Here is a 20,753-nt window from a genome sequence, read left to right on the forward strand (position 1 = left end):
GTGCGGCCGGCCCAATCCCAAGCAGTCACCCGACCCGCGAGTTCGCCGGCACGTCCGGCCGGCTCCCCCGCCGCACGGCGGAGGAACCAGAACTCGCGGGTCGTTTCCGTGTTTGGACGCTGTCGCGCTCTTAAGGGCTCAGCCGTTCGGTCGTCCAGGAGCCGTCCGGCCGGGCGGTGTACCGAAGCCGGTCGTGCAGCCGGTTCTCCCGCCCCTGCCAGAACTCCACCGTCTCCGGCGCGATCCGGAACCCGCCCCAGTTCTCCGGCACCGGCACCTCCGCGCCCTCCGGGTACCGGGCGGCCAGCTCCGCGTAGGCGTCGTCGAGGACGTCGCGGGAGCCGATCACCGTGGACTGGGCGCTGGCCCACGCGCCGAGCTGCGAGCCGTGCGGGCGGCTGCGGAAGTAGGCGGCGGTCTCCTCCCGGCCGGTGCGCCGGGCCACCCCGCAGACGATGACCTGACGGGCGATGGGGTGCCAGGGGAACAGCAGCGAGATGTACGGGTCACCGGCGAGGTCGCGGGCCTTGCGGGAGCCGTAGTTGGTGTAGAAGACGAAGCCGTCGTGGTCGTAGCCCTTCATCAGCACCGTGCGGGAGCTGGGGCGGCCGGTGGGGTCGACGGTGGAGACGACCATCGCGTTGGGCTCGTAGAGCGTGCCGAGGACGGCGGCGCGCGCGGCGTCCTGGAACCAGTGGGCGAACTGGTCCATCGGGTGCGCGGCGAGTTGCTCCGCGTCGAGACCGTGCGCCCGGTACTGCTCACGCATGAACGCGGGGTCCACGGCCGGGTCGGGCTTCGGGGTGAGATCGCGGTCGGTCACGCGGTCATCCTGCCGCATCGCACGAACGTGGCACTGAGTGCCGCAGGGTCTCCCCAAACGTGGCACTCAGGGCTATCGTGCTGTTCCCGCCCCTCGTTCCGGGTGACCCCCGCGCGTATGGGGCAGTACCGGTGATGACCGCCACCGACCACACCGAGGAGCCGCCTTATGTCCGCGTTCGTACCCGGACTAGAGGGAGTCGTCGCTTTCGAGACCGAGATCGCCGAACCGGACAAGGAGGGCGGGTCGCTCCGCTACCGGGGCGTCGACATCGAGGACCTCGTCGGGCACGTCTCCTTCGGGAACGTGTGGGGGCTGCTGGTGGACGGCGCCTTCGCGCCGGGCCTGCCGGCGGCCGAGCCGTTCCCGATCCCCGTGCACTCCGGCGACATCCGGGTGGACGTGCAGTCCGCGCTCGCCATGCTGGCGCCGGTGTGGGGCCTGAGGCCCCTGCTGGACATCGACGCCGAGCAGGCCCGCGACGACCTCGCCCGCGCCGCCGTCATGGCGCTCTCCTACGTCGCCCAGTCCGCGCGCGGTCAGGGGCTGCCGATGGTGCCGCAGCGGGAGATCGACAAGGCCCGTACGGTCGTCGAGCGGTTCATGATCCGCTGGCGCGGCGAGCCCGACCCGAAGCATGTCGCGGCCGTCGACGCGTACTGGACGTCTGCCGCCGAGCACGGCATGAACGCGTCCACCTTCACCGCGCGGGTCATCGCCTCCACCGGGGCGGATGTGGCCGCCGCGCTGTCGGGGGCGGTGGGCGCGATGTCCGGGCCGCTGCACGGCGGCGCCCCCTCGCGGGTGCTGGGGATGATCGAGGAGATCGAGCGCACGGGGGACGCCGTCGGGTACGTGAAGAAGGCGCTCGACCGGGGTGAGCGGCTCATGGGGTTCGGGCACCGGGTGTACCGGGCCGAGGACCCGCGGGCGCGGGTGCTGCGGCGGACGGCACGGGAGTTGGGGGCGCCGCGGTTCGAGATCGCCGAGGCGTTGGAGAAGGCGGCGCTGGAGGAGTTGCACAATCGGCGGCCGGATCGCGTGCTGGCCACCAACGTGGAGTTCTGGGCGGCTATCATGCTCGACTTCGCCGAAGTTCCCTCGCACATGTTCACTTCCATGTTCACGTGTGCGCGTACTGCTGGGTGGTCGGCGCATATTCTCGAGCAGAAGCGCACCGGTCGCCTGGTGCGGCCTTCTGCGGAGTATGTGGGGCCGGGGACTCGGAAGCCTGCCGATATTTCCGGGTTCGAGAACATCGCCCACTGAGTGGGGTGGCTGGGGCGCGGAGGGCGGGTGACTCGCCGTTCTGGCTGGTCGCGCAGTTCCCCGCGCCCCTTGGGTACTTACGCGGGCGTCAGTAGGTCTGCGTGGTGTCTTTCCGCCACCAACGGGTGCGCGCGGAGCTTTCCCTTCAGTTCGTTGTAGCCGTATTCCGCGAAGAGCGGGTTGGACGGGTCTGTCGATATGCCTCGGGCCTTTTCCGCGTGCGGGAAAGGCAGGGGGGCTATTTTCGCGTCCAGGGCCGGGTTGTAGAAGAAGGGGACCGAGAAGCGTTCGGTGGCCGCGGGCGGGCTCACCACGCGGTGGTTGGTGGCGACCAGGTAGCCGTTGGTGGCGACCTCCAGGAGTTCGCCGAGGTTGACCACGAACGCGCCGTCCAGCGGCGGGACTTCGTGGAAGCGGCCGTCGGCGCGCTGGACCTGGAGACCGCCGACCGTGTCCTGGAGCAGCAGGGTGAGGAAGCCGTAGTCCTTGTGCGCGCCGACGCCCTGGGCGGTGCCGTCGCCCGCGCTGCCCGGGTAGCGGACCAGCTTGAGGTGCGGGTGGGCGTGGGCGCCGAAGACCGGGTCGTAGAAGCCGGCCGGGGCGCCGATGGCGGTGAGGAGTTCGCGCAGCAGGCGCTGGGCGACCGCACTGAGCTTCTCGACCCAGGCGAGCGCGGCGGTGCGCAGCTCGGGCAGGGCGGCGGGCCACTGGTTCGGGCCCTGGAGCCACCAGTACGGCGCCTCGCCGGGACCGGGTGCGCGGGCCGGGCGTTCGGCGCCGATGTCGAGCTGGTCGCGCCAGTCGCGGGCGCCGCCGGTGCGCTCGTCGCCGGTACGGGTGTAGCCCCGGAAGTGCGGGGAGTTGACGTTGTCCAGGGCCAGCCGGTCGGCCTCGGGCAGCGCGAAGAAGGCCCGCATGGCCGAGGTCAGGGCGTCGGTCTCGGCCCGGGTCACGCCATGGCCGGTCAGCTGGAAGAAGCCCACGTCATGGGCGGCGCTGTGCAGCCGGGCGTGGAAGCGGGCCCGCTCCTCGGGGCCGCGGTCGGCGGCCGAGAGGTCGATGATCGGGAGCTGGGCGTACGACGGGTCCGTCGCATGAGTCGTCATGGTGCGTCCGCGAGGTGTACGGGGCACGGGCAGCCGCGAGGGGTGTGGCGGCCCCCTGGTGCCGGACGAAGAGAGAGAACTCGAGAAGGTCGAGTAAGAGGGGGCTGGGTCAGGCGGAGCGCCGACAGCCCATGCTCGTGACGCGCACGTAGTCCACGTGGCGGCGTCGGACGAGCATCGGAAGCATGGGCCCAGAGTACTGCGGGCCTTCGATTTCGGGTGTGACGCCCGTCACCCTCTCTTTTTCCGGACTCAGTCGAGGGCCTCGTCCAGCAGCGCCGCCCACTGGGCCACGACCCGCTCGCGGCGGGCGGTGTCGTCGGTGAGCAGGGTGGCGAGGCCGAGGCCGCGCGCCATGTCGAGCAGCCCCTGCACGCTCTCGCGCACACCGGGCCGGGACTCGTCGGCGCCGAGGAGTTCCACCGCGATCCGGTGGCTCTCCCGGCCGACCCGCGCCTCCAGCTCGGTCACCCGGCCGCGCAGCTGCTCCTCGTTGGCGGCGGCCACCCAGAGCTGGAGCGCGGCCCGGAAGAGCGGGCCGGTGTAGAGGCCGACCAGCGCGGTGACGACGGCCTTGCGGTCGCCGGGGCCGTCCGGGAACAGGTCGCGCAGGGCGGTGGAGCGCCGTTCCGCGACGTACTCGACGGCGGCGGTGAACAGGTCCTCGCGGGTGGGGAAGTGGTGCTGGGCCGCGCCCCGCGAGACGCCCGCGCGCTCGGCGACGACCGAGACCGTGGAGCCCGCCCAGCCGTGCTCGGCCAGGCAGGCGACGGCGGCCTCCAGCAGCCGCAGCCGGGTGGCCCGGCTGCGGTCCTGCTTGGGTACGCGGTCGCGTTCCGCCGTACTCACACCACCCATGCCGCATCCCGTCTTTCCAGGAAGGCCGTCATCCCCTCCCGCGCCTCGGGGGCGGAGAACAGCCGGGCCGAGAGCGCGGTGAACCGGTCCGCGTCCCGGTCGAACGTCTCCAGCACCCTAGCCGTGAGCAGCTCCTTCGTCGCGGCCAGGGCCTCGGGCGAGGACCGGCGCAGGCCGTCCAGGACCGGGGCGAGGGCCTTGTCCACGTCGTCGCCGGTGAGCGTGAGCAGCCCGAGCCGTACCGCCTCGGCGGGGCCGAAACGCTCGCCGGTGAGGTAGTAGCGGGCCAGCTCGCGCGGGTCGGCGCGCGGCAGCAGGGGCAGGGAAATCACCGCCGGGGCGACCCCGATGCGGACCTCGGTGAAGGCGAACGTGGACCCGGCCGAGGAGGCCGCGATGTCGCAGGCGCCGGCCAGGCCGAGCCCGCCCGCGCGGACGTGCCCGGTGATCCGGGCGACCACCGGCTTGGGCAGCTCCACGAGTTGCCGCAGCAGGCTCACCAGGGCGTCCGGGTGAGGCGGGTCGCGCAGGTCGGCCCCGGCGCAGAAGGTGTTGCCGGTGTGGGTGAGCACGACCGCCCGGACACCGGGGTCCTTGCCGCAGTCGGCCAGGGCTCCGGCGAGTTCGGCGACGAGCGGCGCGGAGAGGGCGTTGCGGGTGTCCGGGGAGTCCAGGCTGAGCGTCTCCACGGCCCGGTCGCGGGTGCGTCCGACGAGGGTCACGGTCGCAGCTCCCGGCGCAGGATCTTGCCGGACGCGGCTCGCGGCACGGCGTCGGTGAAGGTGACCCCGCGCACCCGCTTGTACGGCGCGACGCGCTCCCCCACGTACAGCAGCACGTCGTTGGCGCTGAGGTCCGGCGCGGTGGGCTGACGGACGACGAAGGCGTGCGGTGCCTCGTTGCCCTCCTCGTTGACGACGCCGATGACGGCCGCGTCCGCGATGCCGGGGTGGGTGAGCAGCAGGGCCTCCAGTTCGGCGGGGGCCACCTGGAACCCCTTGTACTTGATGAGTTCCTTCACCCGGTCCACCACGAACAGCCAGCCCTCGTCGTCGACTTGGCCGACGTCCCCGGTGTGCAGCCAGCCGTCGGCGTCGATCATCGCGGTGGTGGCGTCGGGGCGGCCGAGGTAGCCCTTCATGATCTGCGGACCCCGGATCAGGATCTCGCCGCGCTCACCGGGGCCGAGGTCCTTGCCGGGGTCGTCCAGGGAGACGATCCGCATCCCGGTGCCGGCGATGAGCCTGCCGACCGTGCCGGGCGGCGCGTCGCGCAGGTGGGCGAGCGGGACGACATGGGTGCCGGGCGACAGCTCCGTCATGCCGTACGCCTGGCCCAGCGGCGGCAGCCCGAGCCGGTCGGCGCAGGCCGCGGCGAGGGTGGCGTCCAGCGGGGCTGCGGCGCTGATCACGTACTTCAGTGAGGAGAGGTCGTACCGGGCGACCGAGGGGTGCTTGGCGAGGGCGAGCACGATCGGCGGGGCGACGTACAGGCCGGCGATGCGGTGGGTCTCGATCGCCGCGATGAAGGTGTCCAGCTCGAAGCGGGGCAGCACGACCACGGTCGCGCCGTTGCGCAGAGGCGCGTTCATCAGGGCGGTCAAGCCGTAGATGTGGAAGAACGGCAGCACCGCGAGGATGCGCTCACCGGGCTCCACCGTGATGGCGGGCTCCAGTTGGGCGAGGTTGGTGGCGATCTGCCGGTGGGTGAGCATCACACCCTTGGGCGTGCCGGTGGTCCCGGAGGAGTACGGCAGTACGGCGACGTCCTCGGCGGGGTCGACCGCCACGTCCGGCTCGGGGGCGGTGGTGGCGAGCAGCTCGGTCAGCGAACGGTGGCCGGGGGCCTGGTCGCAGACGAAGATCTCCCGTACCCCGCCCGCGAGTTCGGCCGCCCGGCGGGCGGTCGGCAGCAGCGGGGAGACGGTGACCAGCCAGCGGGCCGAGCTGTCCGCGAGCTGCCTGGCCAGCTCCTCCGGGGTGTGCAGCGGATGCGCGGTGGTGACGGTGGCGCCCGCGCGGGTGGCCGCGTAGAAGGCGAGCGGGAACGCGATGGTGTTGGGGCTGTGCAGGGCGAGTACGTCACCCTTGCGCACCCCCGCCTCCGCCAGCGCGGCGGCCAGTCTCCGGTGCAGGGAGTCGAGTTGGGCGTAGCTGACGGTGGTGCCGTCCACGCCGTCGATCAGCGCGGGCCGGTCCCCGTGGGCGGCGGCTCCGCCCAGGACGGCGTCGTGGATGGCCTCTTCGACCGGCGGGACCTCGGCGTACGGGCTGTGGAACACGGTTCCTCCGAACGTCGGTCGGTCTAGTACGACTTGGGCAGACCGAGGGTCTGGTGGGAGATGTAGTTGAGGATCATCTCCCGGCTCACCGGGGCGATCCGGGCCACCCGCGCGCCGATGATCAGCGAGGCGAGCCCGAACTCGCGGGTCAGGCCGTTGCCGCCCAGGGTGTGCACGGCCTGGTCGACGGCCCGTACGCACGCCTCCCCCGCCGCGTACTTGGCCATGTTGGCCGCCTCGCCCGCGCCGATGTCGTCCCCGGCGTCGTAGAGGAGGGCCGCCTTCTGCATCATCAACCTGGCCAGTTCCAGGTCGACATGGGCCTGCGCGAGGGGGTGCGCGATGGCCTGGTGGGCGCCGATCGGGGTCTTCCAGACGGTGCGCTCGCGGGCGTACTCCAGCGCCTTGCCGACGGCGTACCGGCCCATCCCGATGGCGAACGCGGCCGTCATGACGCGCTCCGGGTTCAGCCCGGCGAACAACTGGAGCAGCCCGGCGTCCTCGTCGCCCACCAGGGCGTCAGCGGGCAGCCGCACGTCGTCCAGGACCAGTTCCCACTGCTTCTCGGCGGCGCTCAGCTCCATGTTGATCGGGCTGCGCGAGAAGCCCTCGGCGTCGCGCGGGACGATGAACAGGCAGGGCTTGAGCTTGCCGGTGCGGGCGTCCTCGGTGCGGCCGACGATCAGGACGGCGTCGGCGTGGTCCACCCCGGAGATGAAGACCTTCCGGCCGGTGAGCAGCCAGTCGTCGCCGTCCCGGCGGGCGGTGGTGGTGATGCGGTGCGAGTTGGAGCCGGCGTCGGGCTCGGTGATGCCGAACGCCATCAGCTTGGTGCCGTCGGCGAGTCCGGGGAGCCAGGTGCGCTTCTGGTCCTCGGTGCCGAAGCGGGCGATCACCGTTCCGCAGATGGCCGGGGAGACGACCAGCATCAGGAGGGGGGCTCCGGAGGCGCCCAACTCTTCCAGCACGATGGAGAGTTCGGCTATGCCGCCGCCTCCGCCGCCGTATTCCTCCGGGAGGTTGACGCCGAGGTAGCCCAACTTGGCGGCGTCCTGCCAGAGTTCGGTGGGGTAGCGGCCCTCAGCTATGACCTGGGTGATGTAGTCGCGGCCGTAGCGCTTGCCCAGGGCGGAGACTGCCTTGCGGAGAGCCTGGTGTTCTTCGGACTCGATGAGGGTGGTCACCTTTTGCTCCTTCGGGTGCGGCTGCTGGGTTACTTCGACTCGACGACTGCCAGGAGGGTGCCCATCTCCACCTGGCGGCCCACCGCCGCTGGGAGGGCGGTGAGGGTGCCGTCCGTGGGGGCCGTGATGCGGTGTTCCATCTTCATCGCCTCCAGCCAGATCAGGGGCTGGCCCGCCTTCACCTCGGCGCCCTCGGTGAGGCCCTCGGCCAGGCGGACGACCGTGCCGGGCATGGGGGCGAGGAGGGAGCCGGGGGCGTGTTCGGCGGTGGGGTCGGGGAAGCGGGGGAGGGCGGTCAGGGCGGTGGCGTTCACGTGGACCCGGTCGCCGTAGCGGGCGATCTCGAACTTCCTACGCATGCCGTCCACTTCGAGGACGACGAGGTCCGGGCCGGCGTGCACCACGCGGGCGCCGTCCGCCGCCGGGCCGGTGCGGGTGTGGCGGTACGCGACCTCGTGCTCCTCGCCCGCCGTCTCGTACCGCTTCACCTGCGGGCCCGAGGGCACGTTGCGCCAGCCGCCGAAGCGGGAGCGGCCGTGGGCGTCGGCGAGGGCCGCGGCGAGCGGGGCGTACGGGTCGGGGGCGGGCTCGGTCAGGGCGGTGAGGTGGCGGTCGTAGAAGCCGGTGTCCATGCGGGCTTCGGTGAACTCGGGGTGCCTGAGCGAGCGGACCAGCAGGTCGCGGTTGGTGACCGGGCCGTGCAGCGCGGTGCGTTCCAGGGCGCCGGCCAGCCTGCGGACCGCCTCGGTGCGGGTGGGGGCGTACGCGATGACCTTGGCGAGCATCGGGTCGTAGTGCACGCCGATGGTGTCGCCGTCCGCGCAGCCGGTGTCCAGCCGTACGCCGGCCGGCACGGTGAAGCGGTGCAGGGTGCCGGTCTGCGGGGCCCAGCCGCGCGCGGGGTCCTCGGCGTAGAGGCGGGCCTCGACGGCGTGGCCGCGCGGGGCCGGCTGCTCGGCGGGGAGGGCGTGGCCCTCGGCGACGCGGATCTGCTCGGCGACCAGGTCGACCCCGAACACCGCCTCGGTGACGGGGTGTTCGACCTGGAGCCGGGTGTTCATCTCCAGGAAGTGGGCGCGGCCGTCGGCGACCAGGAACTCCACGGTGCCCGCGCCCTCGTAGGACACGGCGCGTGTCGCCCGCTCGGCCAGCGCGTACAACTGCTCGGTGAGCGCGGGTGGGAGGCCGGGTGCGGGGGCCTCCTCGATGACCTTCTGGTGCCTGCGCTGGAGCGAGCAGTCGCGGGTGCCGAGGGTCCAGACCGTGCCGTGGGTGTCGGCGAGGACCTGCACCTCGACATGGCGCCCGTTCTCCAGGTACGGCTCCACGAACACCTCGCCGTCGCCGAACGCGCTCGCCGCCTCCGCGCGGGCGTCCTCCAGCGCGCCGGGCAGCTCCGCGAGGTCGCGTACGACGCGCATGCCGCGTCCGCCGCCGCCCGCGGCCGCCTTGACCAGGACCGGCAGGTCGGCCGCGGTGACGTCCTGTGCGTCCAGCGGGGCGAGGCCCATCAGCTCCTTGGCGCGGGTCTTGGACGCCATCGCCTCGATCGCCTCGGGCGGCGGCCCGATCCAGACGAGCCCGGCGTCCCGTACGGCGCGGGCGAAGTCGGCGTTCTCGGAGAGGAAGCCGTACCCGGGGTGCACGGCGTCGGCACCGGCCGCGAGGGCGGCCTTCACGATGAGGTCGCCGCGCAGATACGTCTCGGCGGGCGCCGCGCCCGGCAGCCGTACCGCTGTGTCGGCCACACGTGTGTGCAGCGCACCCTCATCCGCGTCGGAATGTATGGCGACGGTACGTATGCCGAGGTCGGCGCAGGTGCGGAAGATACGGCAGGCGATCTCGCCCCGGTTGGCGACGAGCAGGGTGGAAATCATGGGCCTCACATCCGGAAGACGCCGAAGCCGCCACGGGCGCCCTCGTAGGGAGCGGTGTGTATGGCGGACAGGCACATACCGAGGACGGTTCGGGTGTCGCGGGGGTCGATGACGCCGTCGTCGTAGAGCCGCCCGGACAGGAACATGGGGAGCGACTCCGACTCGATCTGCCCCTCGACCATCGCGCGCAGGGCGGCGTCCCCGTCCTCGTCGTACGGCTGTCCCTTGGCCAGCGCCGACTGGCGGGCCACGATCGACAGCACGCCCGCGAGCTGCTGCGGGCCCATGACGGCCGACTTGGCGCTGGGCCAGGCGAAGAGGAAGCGGGGGTCGTAGGCGCGGCCGCACATGCCGTAGTGGCCGGCGCCGTAGGACGCGCCCATGAGGACGGAGAGGTGCGGCACCTTGGAGTTGCTGACCGCGTTGATCATCATCGAGCCGTGCTTCACGATGCCGCCCTGCTCGTACTCCTTGCCGACCATGTAGCCGGTGGTGTTGTGCAGGAACAGCAGCGGGAGGTCGCGCTGGTTGGCGAGCTGGATGAACTGCGCCGCCTTCTGCGACTCCTCGCTGAACAGCACCCCGCGCGCGTTGGCCAGGATGCCGACCGGGTAGCCGTGCAGCTCGGCCCAGCCGGTGACCAGGCTGGTGCCGTACAGCGGCTTGAACTCGTCGAAGTCGGAGGCGTCGACCAGGCGGGCGATCACCTCGCGCGGGTCGAAGGGGGTGCGCAGGTCGCCGGGGACGATGCCGAGGAGTTCCTCGGGGTCGTACTTGGGCGGCTCGGCGACGGCCGGATCGGCGTACGCCTTGCGGTGGTTGAGCCGTGCGACCACCCTGCGCGCCTGCCGGATCGCGTCCCGCTCGTCCACCGCGAAGTGGTCCGCGAGCCCGGAGGTACGGGCGTGCATCTCGGCCCCGCCCAGCGACTCGTCGTCGCTCTCCTCGCCGGTGGCCATCTTGACCAGCGGCGGCCCGCCGAGGAACACCTTGGCGCGCTCCTTGACCATGATCACGTGGTCGGACATGCCGGGGACGTACGCGCCGCCCGCCGTGGAGTTGCCGAACACGACCGCCACGGTCGGGATGCCCTCGGCCGACAGCCGGGTCAGGTCCCGGAAGATCGCCCCGCCGGGGATGAAGATCTCCTTCTGCGAGGGCAGGTCGGCTCCGCCGGACTCCACCAGGCTGATGACGGGGAGGCGGTTGGCGCGGGCGATCTCGTTGGCCCGCAGCGCCTTCTTCAGGCTCCACGGGTTGCTCGCGCCGCCGCGCACGGTCGCGTCGTTGGCGGTGATCAGGCACTCGGTTCCCTCGACCACCCCGATGCCGGTGACCAGGGACGCGCCCACGGTGTACTCGCTGCCCCAGGCCGCGAGGGGGGACAGCTCCAGGAACGGCGTGTCCGGATCGACCAGCAACTCGATCCGCTCCCGCGCGAGCAGCTTGCCCCGCTTACGGTGCCGGGCCACATATTTCTCGCCCCCACCCGCGAGCGCCTTGGCGTGCTCCGCCTCCAGGTCGGCGAGCTTGGCGAGCATGGTGGCGCGGTTGGCCTGGTGGTCGGGGGCGGTGGGGTCGAGGGCGGTGTGGAGGAGGGTCACGGGGTGCCTCCGGGGGGACGGTGGTCTGCGGGGTGGGGGGTGGTCGGGGCGCCGGAGGGGCGCGTCCGGGGCGTCACAGGAGGTCCTCCGGGATGTCCAGGTGGCGGGAGCGGAGCCACTCGCCGAGCGCCTTGGCCTGGGGGTCGAAGCGGTGCTGGGCGGCCACGCCGGCGCCGAGGACGCCGGTGACGACGAAGTTCAGGGCGCGGAGGTGGGGCAGGGCGTGCCGGGTGACCGGGAGGTCGCGGGCCTCGGGGAGCAGTTCCCGGAAGCGCTCGACGGTCAGCTCGTGCGCGAGCCAGCGCCAGGCGTCGGCGGAGCGGGCCCAGACACCGACGTTGGCGTCCCCGCCCTTGTCCCCGCTACGGGCTCCGGCCACATGTCCGAGGGGGGCGCGGCGGGTGCGGGCCACAGGGAGCGGCTGGGGCAGCTCGGGTTCGGGCACCTCGGCGAGCGGGAGCGTGTCCTGCGGTGCTGCCACCTTGATACGGCGTCCGTCGTGGAGGACGGCCACATGGTCGACGGCACCATGGGGTACGGCCACATGGTCGAACACCCCATACGGCGAGCCCTTCCCCGGGGGCGCCAGCACATGGAAGCCGGGGTAACTGGCGAGCGCCAGCTCGATCGCGGCCCCGCTCAGCCCCCGCCCGACCACCTCGGGATCGGCGTCCCGGACGACGAGCCGGAGCAGCGCGCTGGCCGTCTCCTCCGTGTCCGCGTCGGCCCGGTCGGTGCGGGCCAGCTCCCAACGCACCTCGTCCGGAGCCGCCTTGGCCAGCGCGGCGTCCATCTGGTCGCGCACCAGCTCCGCCTTGGCCTCGATGTCGAGACCGGTGAGGACGAAGGCGACCTCGTTGCGGAAGCCGCCGAGCCGGTTGAGGCCGACCTTGAGCGTGGGCGGGGGCGCCTCACCCCGTACCCCCTCGATCCGCACCCGGTCCGGCCCGTCCTGGCGGAGCCGTACGGTGTCCAGCCGGGCGGTGACATCGGGCCCGGCGTACCGGGCACCCCCCGTCTCGTACAGCAGCTGGGCCGTGACGGTACCGGTGTCCACGAACCCGCCGGTACCAGGATGCTTGGTCACGGTGCTGCTGCCGTCGGCATGGATCTCGGCCAGCGGAAAGCCGGGACGGCGTACGTCACCGTCCTGGAAGAAGGCGTAGTTGCCGCCCGTGACCTGGGTCCCGCACTCCAGCAGGTGCCCGGCGACGACGGCCCCGGCGAGCTGGTCGTGGTCCCCCGGCCCCCACCCGAAGTGCGCGGCGGCGGGCCCGGTGACGAGCGCGGCGTCGGTCACCCGCCCGGTGATCACCACATCGGCCCCGGCCCGCAGACACTCCGCGATGCCGAAGCCGCCGAGGTAGGCATGGGCGGCCAGGGTGCCGGGGTACGCGGCGGTGAGGTCGTCGCCCTCGACATGCGCGACCCGTACGGGTATCCCGAGCCGCTCCGCCAACTCCCGCACCTTGTCGGCGAGTCCGGCCGGGTTGAGCCCGCCCGCGTTGGTGACGATCCGCACTCCGTGCTCGTGGGCGAGGCCGAGGGTGTCTTCCAGCTGGCGCGCGAAGGTGCGGGCGTACCCGGCGCCGGGGTCCTTCAGCCGGTCGCGGCCGAGGATGAGCATGGTCAGCTCGGCGAGGTAGTCCCCGGTGAGGACGTCGACCTCGCCGCCGGTGAGCATCTCGCGGAGGGCACTGGACCGGTCGCCGTAGAAGCCGGAGAAGTTGCCGACGCGGAGGGGGGCCGCCGTCACGGGGCGGGCTCCTCGGGTGCGGCCGGCTTGGGGTCGCGCCCGGTACCGGGCGGGCCCGCGAAGGCTTGGGCGATGTCCAGCCAGCGGTCGGCGTCCGGGCCGACGGCGGTCAGGGCGAGGTCGGCGCGGTGGGCGCGCTGAGTCACCAGCAGGCAGAAATCGACCGCGGGGCCGGTGACCCGTTGCGCGGCGTCCTCGGGGCCGTAGGTCCACAGCTCACCCGAGGGGGCCTGGACCTCGACGCGGAACTCGTCCTCCGGCGCGGGCAGTCCCCGTACCGCGAAGGCGAAGTTCCGGGCCCGCACACCGATGCGGACCACATGCCGGAGCCGGTCGGTGGGTGCGCGCACCACATCCAGGGCGTCGGCGACGTCCTGGCCATGGGCCCAGGTCTCCATGAGCCGGCCGGTGGCCATGGCGGCGGCCGACATGGGCGGCCCGAACCAGGGGAACCGGGTGTGCCGCGCGGCCGCCTCCCGCAGGGCGCGGTCCAGCTCCTGCCTGCCGTTCCGCCAGCGGGCGAGCAGTTCGGCGCGGCCGAGGCGGACGCCGTCCTCCGCACCGTCGTCCACGAAGGAGTCGGGTGCGGTGAGCGCCTGTTCGGCGAACTTCTGGAAGGCCGCCTGGTCGCTCATGGCGAGCAGGGCGGCGCGGTCGGTCCAGTGTAGATGGGCGATCTGGTGGGCGATGCTCCAGCGCGGAGCGGGCGTCGCGCGTGCCCACTCGTTGTCGGTCAACTCGGCCACGAGCAGGTCGAGTTCCCGGCTTTCCTCACGCAGGTCGTCGAAGACGGGCGTCGGATCGGACATGGGCAGGAGCATGGCAGCGAGGGCAGAAACAATCAAGCATGCTTGCATTAATTTGGGGAGGGCGGGCGGCCGGAAAATGGGTGCCCCTGGCTCGCCCTCTCCGGCTAGGTTCGCCGGATGCGCGCATTCACGGACCCCTCGGAGCTGCGACGACTGGTACGAGAGGCGCTGGGACCGGGCTGCCGGGTCACCGGCGTGGAACGGCTGCGGGGTGGCTCGAAGAAGGGGGTGTACCGGATGACCCTGGCCGGGGCGGGCGCCCCGCCGACGGTGATCGCCTACAGCTGGGCCCCACAGGAGAACTACTGGCCGAGTGTGCCGACCCCCCACCCCTCCGGTCTGGCCCCGTTCCTGTCCGCCCACCACACCCTTCAGTCAGCCGGTGTGCGTACCCCACACGTCCTGTACGCATCCGAACCCGCCGACCTCGCCCTCGTGGAGGACATCCCCGGCGACACCCTGGAGACGGCCTTCACCACCGACCCGCCCCGAGCGGCGAAGGCCCTGGCGAAACTGTCCATGGCGCTGGACCACATGGCCGCCCACACCTCCCCGGCGGACCACACCAGCGAGGACGTGACCCTCACCCGGGCCCTCGACGACCTCACCGAGGCGGCAGCCCGCGAGCCCCGCATCCACGCGGCGGCCCCCGCCCTGACCGACCGCCTCCACGAGCTGCACTCAGCGCTGACCCCCCGCGCCACCTACTCCCTGGTCCACGGCGAACTCGGCCCCGACCACATCCTCCTCACCCCCGACGCCGACCCCGCCCTGATCGACATCGAGTCCCTCACCCACGCCGACCCCGAACAGGAACACGCCTACCTACGCCTCCGCTTCGGCCCCCACTACGCCCCGCTCGCCCGCCCCACCCTGGACCCGACCCGTCTCTCCCTCCACACCCTGGCTCTCCACCTCTCCCTGGTCGCGGGCCCTCTCCGCCTCCTGACCGGCGACTTCCCCCACCGGGACGCCATGCGGGGCATCGCGGAACACAACACCCGGGAGGCGCTACGACTGGCGGGGAGGGCGGGCTGAGCCGACGTCCGGCCCGCCACGGTGAACCCGCCTCCGAGGCGACCCGGCCGCGAGTACGCGGGGCTCTGCCCGGCGTTGGCCCGCGGCGACGACACCCGAGGCGTCACCGGTGCCACCCGCGCAACGGCGTCACGCGGGTCGCACACAGGGGACGGATACGAGTGCTCCCCGGAGTGCCTACGCCTCCGGTGCCGGTGGCGCCACCCGCCGCGTCTGGGTCCGCACCGCGCCGATGCTCGCCGCGATGACCAGCGCGATGGCGGCGGCCTGTGTCAGGGAGAGGGTCTGGTGGAGGACGAAGAAGCCGGCGGTGGCGGCCACGGCCGGCTCCAGGCTCATGAGGATGGCGAAGGTGGGGGCCGGGAGGCGGCGGAGGGCGAGGAGTTCGAGGGTGTAGGGGAGGACCGAGGAGAGCAGGGCGACCGCCGAACCGAGGGCGATGGTGGTGGGGTTCAGCAGGCGGCTGCCCGCCTCGACGATGCCCAGCGGGAGGAAGACCAGCGCGGCCACGCCCATCGCGAGCGCCAGCCCGTCGGCCTGGGGGAAGCGACGCCCAGTACGGGCGCTGAAGATGATGTACGCCGCCCACATGACGCCCGCCGACAGGGCGAAGCCGACGCCCAGCGGGTCGAGTCCGCTGAACCCTCCGCCGCCCAGCAGGAAGACGCCCGCCAGGGCGAGGCCCGCCCATACGGCGTTGATCGCGCGGCGCGAGGCGAAGACGGACAGGGCGAGCGGCCCGAGGACCTCCAGGGTGACCGCGAGACCGAGCGGGATACGCGCGACCGCCTGGTAGAAGAGGCCGTTCATCCCGGCCATGGTGAGACCGAAGACGATCACCGTCCCCCAGTCGGTACGGGAGTGCCCCCGCAGCCGGGGCCGGCACACCACCAGCAGTACGACGGCCGCCGCCACCAGCCGCAGCGTCACCACACCGAGCGCGCCCGCGCGGGGCATCAGCGTCACCGCGAGCGCCCCGCCGAACTGGACCGATATCCCGCCCGCCAGCACCAGACCGACCGGGCCCAGCGAGCCGAACCGGCCGGGGGAGTCCGGGGTGGCGGAGGTCTTCGTCGCCGGGGTGGAGCTACGGACGGTGGTCACGGGCTGTCCTGGGGGCCGCAGGGAGGGGGCTTCGAGCGCATCGGCCGCGGCCATGGACGCCGCGTACATCCCGATGTACTTCACGGTCCACGGTAATGGACCTCCGTCAGGCGTGTGAACCCCTTATGCCACTGTACGCAGGCGGTGTCTTGGATGCTGAGATCAAGGCCCGGCGGGCCGGGGCCTCAGCGGCGGGACATGTACAGGTCGAACGCCTTGTGCAGCATCCTGTTCAGCGGGAAGTCCCACTCCCCCACGTACTCCGCCGCCTCGCCGCCCGCGCCGACCTTGAAGCGGAGCAGGCCGAGCAGGTGGTTGGACTCCTCCAGGGTGTCGGTGATGCCCCGGAAGTCGTAGACGTGCGCGCCCAGCTCGTGGGCGTCGGTCATCATCCGCCACTGCATGGCGTTGTTGGGCTGGACCTCCCGCTTGCGGGCCGTGGAGGCGCCGTACGAGTACCAGACGTGGCTGCCCACGATCAGCATCGTCGCCGCCGCCAGCACCTCCCCGTCGTGGTGGGCGAGGTACAGCCGCATGCGGTCGGGGTCCTCGTTGGCGAGCGCGGTCCACATCCGCTCGAAGTAGGCCAGTGGGCGCGGGATGAAACGGTCGCGCTCGGCCGTCTCCCGGTACAGCTCGTAGAACACCGGCAGGTCGTCGACGCCGCCGCGCATCACCTTCACGCCCGCCTTCTCGGCCTTCTTGATGTTGCGCCGCCACTGCTGGTTGAGCCCGCCGTGGACCTCCTCCAGCGACCGCCCGGCGAAGGGCACCTGGCACACGTACCGGGGCTGCCCCGCCGCGAAGCCCTCCTCGGCGTCCGGTTCGCTCTGCCGCCAGCCCATGGCGCGCAGCCGGTCGGCGAGGGCCTGGGCGCGCGGGTCCTGCCAGGTCGGCTCGGCGTCCCGGAGCCGGTGCGCGGCCGGGTCGGCGATGGCGGCCTTGACCGCCTCCGGGCTCCAGCGCCGGGCCACCACCGGCGGGCCCATCTTCACCGAGAACGCCCCCCGCGCCTTGAGGTGCGCCAGCATCGGCTCCAGCCAGCGCTCCAGGCCGTCGGCGTGCCAGTCGATCACCGGCCCCTCGGGCAGATACGCCAGATACCGCTTCACCTTGGGCAACGGCCGCAGCAGCACCAGCCCCGCACCCACCAGCCGCCCGTCCCCGTCGAACCACCCCAGACTCTCCGCCCGCCAGTCGGGCTTCACCTCCCCCCACGACGGCAGCTGCAAGTGACTGACCGAGGGCCGCGACCCCACGAACGCCAGATGCTCGGCCCGGCTGACGGGTCGCAGGGTGAGGGTCATACGGAGGACTCCTTCGCGCAGACGGATCCGGTCACCCTATGGTCCTGGCCTCCCGTCCCTCGGCCCGAACGCCGCCGACGCCTCCGTGTCCGTCACCCGTGCGCGCAGATAGCAGTCGGCCCATGCGGCTATGTCGGGGTACGCGCAGTCGGCCGTGAGCCGGGCGACGGCCGCCGGTATGTCGTACGCCGTCACCCGCAGGTCGGCTCCGGGGCCGAGCAGGCACCAGTGGGCGCCGGGACGGCCGTACGGCATGCCGACGCTGCCGGGGTTGACGATCAGCCGGCCGTGCGCCAGCCGCACGTAGGGCATGTGGGTGTGGCCGCAGACCACGGTGCCGACGCCGGGCGGCACACCTCCGAGCACCTCGGCCCACCGGTCGGGGCGGGAGTCGACGAGGACGACCTCCTCGTCGTCGCGCGGAGTCGCGTGGCAGAACAGCACTTCTCCGAGGCCCCGGATGCGCAGGGTCACGGTGGCGGGCAGCGCGGCCAGGAGGTCCACCTGCTCTGCACGCAGCGCCCGCGCGGCGAACACCCCGATGGGGTCGGGGATCTCCGCGCGCTCGCCCCGGCGGAACTCCACCAGTTCCCGGTCCGCGTTCCCGCCGAGCCACCGGACCCGGTCGCCCAGTCCGCGCAGCAGGTCCAGCACCTCGGCCGGCTGCGGGCCCGCCGCGATGTCGCCGGTGACGACGATCCGGTCGGCGGCCGCCACCTCGGGCTCCGCGAGCACCGCCTCCAGGGCCGGGAGCACGCCGTGGATGTCGGAGAGGACCGCGACCCGCCCGTACTCCTCGCTCACTGCCACCCCTCCCCCTCCAGCCCCTCCGCCAGTACCTCCGCCAGATGTCGGGCCCGCATCCCCGTCAGTTGTTCGATCTGGGTTCGGCAGGAGTAGCCGTCCGCCAAGGTCGTCGCGTTGTCGGGGGCGGTGTGGAGGGCGGGGAGGAGTTGGTCCTCCGCGCAGGTGCGGGAGACGTCGAAGTGGTCTTTTTCGAAGCCGAAGTTGCCGGCCAGGCCGCAGCAGCCGCCGGTCAGGTCGCCGGTGAGGGCGGCTGAGGCGCGGAGGGCGCGGTCGGCGGTGTCGCCGAGGACGGCGTGCTGGTGGCAGTGGGTCTGGCCGGTGACCGGGCGGTCGAGGGTGGGCGGGGTCCAGTGGGGTGCGTACTGGCGGAGGGTCTCCGCGAAGGTGTGGACGGCGGCGGCCAGGCGGGGTGCGCGGGGGTCGTCGGGCAGGAGTTCGGGGAGGTCGGTGCGGAGGGCCGCCGCGCAGCTCGGTTCCAGGACGACGACCGGCACCCCGGCCTCCAGCACCGGTTCCATCAGGTCCAGCGTGCGGCGCAGCACCGCGCGGGCCCGGTCCAGGCGGCCGGTGGAGATGTAGGTGAGTCCACAGCAGACCTGGGCACGGCGTGCTCCGAGCAGCGCGGCCGGTGTGCGCGAGGTGCCGTCTCCCACCGGTCGTCTGCCGGGCAGCAGGGTCGGCGGCAGCGCCACCCGCAGCCCGGCCGACTCCAGCACCCGGACGGCGGCCCGCCCGACGGACGGCGACAGATGCTCGGTGAAGGTGTCGGGCCACAGCACGACCAGCTGCCCCGAGCCCCCGCTCTCCGGCGCCGGCGGCCGCGCCCGCCACCATCGGCTGAACGTCTCCGCCGCCAGCCGGGGGATCTCCCGCTCCCGCGCGATCCCGCCCACCCGTTTCCCCAGCCGGGCCAACGGCCCCACCGCGGCGAGCCGGTTGACCAGCGGCGCTGCCCGCGCACGCGCCACCCACCGCAGCCACACCGGCAGCGAGCCCAGGCTGTAGTGGGCGGCGGGGCGCAGCCGGCCCGCGTAGTGGTGGTGCAGGAACTCCGCCTTGTAGGTGGCCATGTCGACCCCGACCGGGCAGTCCGAGCGGCAGCCCTTGCAGGACAGACACAGGTCGAGGGCGTCCCGGACCTCGGCCGAGCGCCAGCCGTCGGTGATCACCTCGCCCGCGAGCATCTCGTGCAGCAGCCGCGCCCGCCCCCGCGTGGAGTGCTCCTCCTCCCCGGTCGCCCGGAACGACGGGCACATCACCCCGGACCCGCCCGCCGACTCCGTACGGCACTTGGCGACCCCCACGCACCGGCGGACGGCCGCGCGGAAGTCTCCGTCGTCGTGCGGGTAGCCGAAGGCGACGTCCACCGGGCGGCGGGGCAGCACCGCGAAGCGGAGGTTGTCGTCCAGGCGGGCCGGGCGGACCAGCATGCCGGGGTTGAGCAGGTCGTCGGGGTCCCACACCGCCTTGGCCCGCTCGAACAGCCCCACCGTCTCGGCGCCGTACATGCGCGGCAGCAGTTCCGCGCGGGCCTGCCCGTCGCCGTGCTCCCCGGACAGCGAGCCGCCGTGGGAGACCACCAGGTCGGCCTGGTCCTCGGAGAAGCGGCGGAACCGCCCCACCCCGGCCTCGGTGAGCAGGTCGAAGTCGATCCGGACGTGGACGCAGCCCTCCCCGAAGTGGCCGTAGGGAGCGCCCCGCAGCCCATGGTCGGCGAGCAGGGCGCGGAAGTCGCGCAGGTAGGCGCCGAGCCGGGCGGGCGGTACCGCGCAGTCCTCCCAGCCGGGCCACGCCTCCGTACCGTCCGGCATCCGGGTCGCCGTACCGCTCGCGTCCTCGCGCAGCCGCCACAGTCCGCGCTGGGCGGCGGGGTCGGTCACCACCAGTGCGTCCACCACGTCGGCCGCGCGCACGACCGCCTCCGCGCGGGCCCGCGCCTCCCCCGCCGAGGCGCCGCCCGTCTCCACGAACAGCCACGCGCCGCCCTCGGGGAGCCCGATCGGCGCCCGGATCAGGTCGGCCGCCATGCCCTCCAGGGTCAGCGGGCCGTGCGGCAGCAGACCGGAGGCCGCGTCGGCGGCGGCGCTCTCGTCGGCGTACCCCAGCACGGCCAGGGCGTGCGCGGCCGGCGCCGCCACCAGGTCCAGCACCGCCTCCGTCAGCACGCCGAGGGTGCCTTCGGAGCCGCAGAAGGAGCGGGCCACGTCGGCGCCGCGCTCGGGAAGCAGGGCGTCCAGGGCGTACCCGGAGATACGGCGGGGCAGGTCGGGGAAGCCGGTGCGCAGCCGGGCCAACTCCCCCTCCACCAGCGTCCGCAGACCCTCCGGTGCGCCCGACCAGTCCCGGCCGGGGCGCAGTCGTTCGCCGCGCGCGGTGAGTACGGACAGTTCGCGCACGCTGTCGGCGGTGGTGCCCCAGGCCACCGAGTGGGCGCCGCAGGAGTTGTTGCCGATCATGCCGCCGAGCGTGCAGCGGCCGTGGGTGGAGGGGTCGGGGCCGAAGCGGAGTCCGTGCGGGGCGGCCGCCGCCTGGAGCCGGTCCAGCACCAGGCCCGGCTGGACCCTCGCCGTACGCCCGGCCGGGTCCAGTTCCAGCAGGCCGTTCATGTGCCGGGTGAAGTCCAGCACCACCCCCGTACCGGTCGCCTGCCCGGCGATGGATGTACCGCCGCCGCGCGCGACCACCGGTGTCCCACGCGCCCGGCACACCTCCAGCACGGCCGCCACGTCCCCGGCGTCCCGGGGGGCGACCACGCCCAGCGGGACCCGCCGGTAGTTGGACGCGTCCATCGTCATCAGCGCACGTGCCGTCGCGTCGAAGCGGACCTCGCCCCGCACGGCCCGCCGCAGCTCCGAAGCCAGTCCGCCGTCGTTCTCCGTCTCCATCACAGTCCCCCGTCCGTCCGACCCCGTCGATCGGTCATGGCTCCA

General features: G+C 73.1%; 16 protein-coding genes. 2 read left to right on the forward strand and 14 right to left on the reverse strand.

All coding sequences use genetic code 11. The annotated features are described in order from the left end of the window. Positions 1-130 precede the first annotated feature (130 nt). Positions 131-841, reverse strand: coding sequence for a pyridoxamine 5'-phosphate oxidase (pdxH, locus tag D0Z67_RS12585; protein WP_031184103.1), 711 nt, complete (start codon positions 839-841; stop codon positions 131-133). 150 nt (positions 842-991) lie between these two features. Between pdxH and D0Z67_RS12590 the strand changes: the two genes are divergently transcribed. Next, complete coding sequence (locus D0Z67_RS12590) at positions 992-2,092, forward strand: citrate synthase 2 (protein WP_031184102.1); 1,101 nt, start codon at positions 992-994, stop codon at positions 2,090-2,092. 77 nt (positions 2,093-2,169) lie between these two features. Here D0Z67_RS12590 and D0Z67_RS12595 read toward each other — a convergent pair whose 3' ends face one another. From D0Z67_RS12595 to D0Z67_RS12635, 9 genes are all read right to left on the reverse strand, one after another. Then, positions 2,170-3,198, reverse strand: coding sequence for an isopenicillin N synthase family dioxygenase (locus D0Z67_RS12595; protein ID WP_031184101.1), 1,029 nt, complete (start codon positions 3,196-3,198; stop codon positions 2,170-2,172). A 252-nt stretch (positions 3,199-3,450) separates the two neighbouring features. Next, positions 3,451-4,056 (reverse strand): TetR/AcrR family transcriptional regulator, encoded by a 606-nt coding sequence (locus tag D0Z67_RS12600; RefSeq protein ID WP_031184100.1) that lies wholly within the window; start codon positions 4,054-4,056, stop codon positions 3,451-3,453. After that, on the reverse strand, positions 4,044-4,778 hold the full coding sequence (locus tag D0Z67_RS12605; protein ID WP_031184099.1) for an enoyl-CoA hydratase family protein: 735 nt from the start codon (positions 4,776-4,778) through the stop codon (positions 4,044-4,046). The genes D0Z67_RS12600 and D0Z67_RS12605 overlap by 13 nt, the downstream gene beginning before the upstream one ends. Further along, positions 4,775-6,337, reverse strand: a complete 1,563-nt coding sequence (locus D0Z67_RS12610; protein WP_031184098.1) for a 4-coumarate--CoA ligase family protein — start codon at positions 6,335-6,337, stop codon at positions 4,775-4,777. Before D0Z67_RS12610 ends, D0Z67_RS12605 begins: the two co-directional genes overlap by 4 nt. Positions 6,338-6,360: 23 nt before the next feature. Next, positions 6,361-7,521 carry an acyl-CoA dehydrogenase family protein gene (locus tag D0Z67_RS12615; protein WP_031184097.1) on the reverse strand — a complete coding sequence of 387 codons (1,161 nt, stop codon included), beginning with the start codon at positions 7,519-7,521 and terminating at the stop codon, positions 6,361-6,363. 29 nt (positions 7,522-7,550) lie between these two features. Beyond that, on the reverse strand, positions 7,551-9,398 hold the full coding sequence (locus tag D0Z67_RS12620; protein ID WP_031184096.1) for an acetyl/propionyl/methylcrotonyl-CoA carboxylase subunit alpha: 1,848 nt from the start codon (positions 9,396-9,398) through the stop codon (positions 7,551-7,553). A gap of 5 nt (positions 9,399-9,403) precedes the next feature. Beyond that, positions 9,404-11,002: an acyl-CoA carboxylase subunit beta gene (locus D0Z67_RS12625; protein ID WP_031184095.1), complete on the reverse strand. Its 1,599-nt coding sequence runs from the start codon at positions 11,000-11,002 to the stop codon at positions 9,404-9,406. Positions 11,003-11,075: 73 nt separating this feature from the next. Continuing rightward, positions 11,076-12,758 (reverse strand): acyclic terpene utilization AtuA family protein, encoded by a 1,683-nt coding sequence (locus D0Z67_RS12630; protein ID WP_031184094.1) that lies wholly within the window; start codon positions 12,756-12,758, stop codon positions 11,076-11,078. Next, positions 12,755-13,567, reverse strand: coding sequence for a TIGR03084 family metal-binding protein (locus D0Z67_RS12635; RefSeq protein WP_031184093.1), 813 nt, complete (start codon positions 13,565-13,567; stop codon positions 12,755-12,757). Before D0Z67_RS12635 ends, D0Z67_RS12630 begins: the two co-directional genes overlap by 4 nt. 117 nt (positions 13,568-13,684) lie before the next feature. Here D0Z67_RS12635 and D0Z67_RS12640 point away from each other — a divergent pair, with 117 nt between their 5' ends. Further along, the gene (locus D0Z67_RS12640) at positions 13,685-14,605 is read left to right on the forward strand and encodes a phosphotransferase family protein (RefSeq protein ID WP_031184092.1); all 921 of its coding nucleotides are present in this window, start codon (positions 13,685-13,687) and stop codon (positions 14,603-14,605) included. A gap of 177 nt (positions 14,606-14,782) precedes the next feature. Here the strand turns inward: D0Z67_RS12640 and D0Z67_RS12645 are convergent, their stop codons facing one another. From D0Z67_RS12645 to D0Z67_RS12660, 4 genes are all read right to left on the reverse strand, one after another. Beyond that, positions 14,783-15,763, reverse strand: a complete 981-nt coding sequence (locus D0Z67_RS12645; RefSeq protein ID WP_051888249.1) for an EamA family transporter — start codon at positions 15,761-15,763, stop codon at positions 14,783-14,785. A gap of 131 nt (positions 15,764-15,894) precedes the next feature. After that, positions 15,895-17,016, reverse strand: coding sequence for a lipid II:glycine glycyltransferase FemX (locus tag D0Z67_RS12650; protein ID WP_031184090.1), 1,122 nt, complete (start codon positions 17,014-17,016; stop codon positions 15,895-15,897). Positions 17,017-17,052: 36 nt separating this feature from the next. Then, positions 17,053-17,826 (reverse strand): metallophosphoesterase family protein, encoded by a 774-nt coding sequence (locus tag D0Z67_RS12655; RefSeq protein WP_031184089.1) that lies wholly within the window; start codon positions 17,824-17,826, stop codon positions 17,053-17,055. Continuing rightward, the gene (locus tag D0Z67_RS12660; protein WP_031184088.1) at positions 17,817-20,708 is read right to left on the reverse strand and encodes an FAD-binding and (Fe-S)-binding domain-containing protein; all 2,892 of its coding nucleotides are present in this window, start codon (positions 20,706-20,708) and stop codon (positions 17,817-17,819) included. Before D0Z67_RS12660 ends, D0Z67_RS12655 begins: the two co-directional genes overlap by 10 nt. Between the last annotated feature and the right edge of the window lie 45 nt (positions 20,709-20,753).

The organism is Streptomyces seoulensis (assembly GCF_004328625.1).
In the GTDB taxonomy this organism is placed as follows: domain Bacteria; phylum Actinomycetota; class Actinomycetes; order Streptomycetales; family Streptomycetaceae; genus Streptomyces; species Streptomyces seoulensis.

What these genes read in the sequence shown, in the direction of transcription:
- D0Z67_RS12600 (WP_031184100.1), bottom strand. Translation starts at nt 4,056, where the DNA reads ATGGGTGGTGTGAGTACGGCGGAACGCGACCGCGTACCCAAGCAGGAC.
- D0Z67_RS12590 (WP_031184102.1), top strand. Translation starts at nt 992, where the DNA reads ATGTCCGCGTTCGTACCCGGACTAGAGGGAGTCGTCGCTTTCGAGACC.
- pdxH (WP_031184103.1), bottom strand. Translation starts at nt 841, where the DNA reads ATGCGGCAGGATGACCGCGTGACCGACCGCGATCTCACCCCGAAGCCC.
- D0Z67_RS12650 (WP_031184090.1), bottom strand. Translation starts at nt 17,016, where the DNA reads ATGACCCTCACCCTGCGACCCGTCAGCCGGGCCGAGCATCTGGCGTTC.
- D0Z67_RS12660 (WP_031184088.1), bottom strand. Translation starts at nt 20,708, where the DNA reads ATGGAGACGGAGAACGACGGCGGACTGGCTTCGGAGCTGCGGCGGGCC.
- D0Z67_RS12595 (WP_031184101.1), bottom strand. Translation starts at nt 3,198, where the DNA reads ATGACGACTCATGCGACGGACCCGTCGTACGCCCAGCTCCCGATCATC.
- D0Z67_RS12620 (WP_031184096.1), bottom strand. Translation starts at nt 9,398, where the DNA reads ATGATTTCCACCCTGCTCGTCGCCAACCGGGGCGAGATCGCCTGCCGT.
- D0Z67_RS12645 (WP_051888249.1), bottom strand. Translation starts at nt 15,763, where the DNA reads ATGGCCGCGGCCGATGCGCTCGAAGCCCCCTCCCTGCGGCCCCCAGGA.
- D0Z67_RS12635 (WP_031184093.1), bottom strand. Translation starts at nt 13,567, where the DNA reads ATGTCCGATCCGACGCCCGTCTTCGACGACCTGCGTGAGGAAAGCCGG.
- D0Z67_RS12640 (WP_031184092.1), top strand. Translation starts at nt 13,685, where the DNA reads ATGCGCGCATTCACGGACCCCTCGGAGCTGCGACGACTGGTACGAGAG.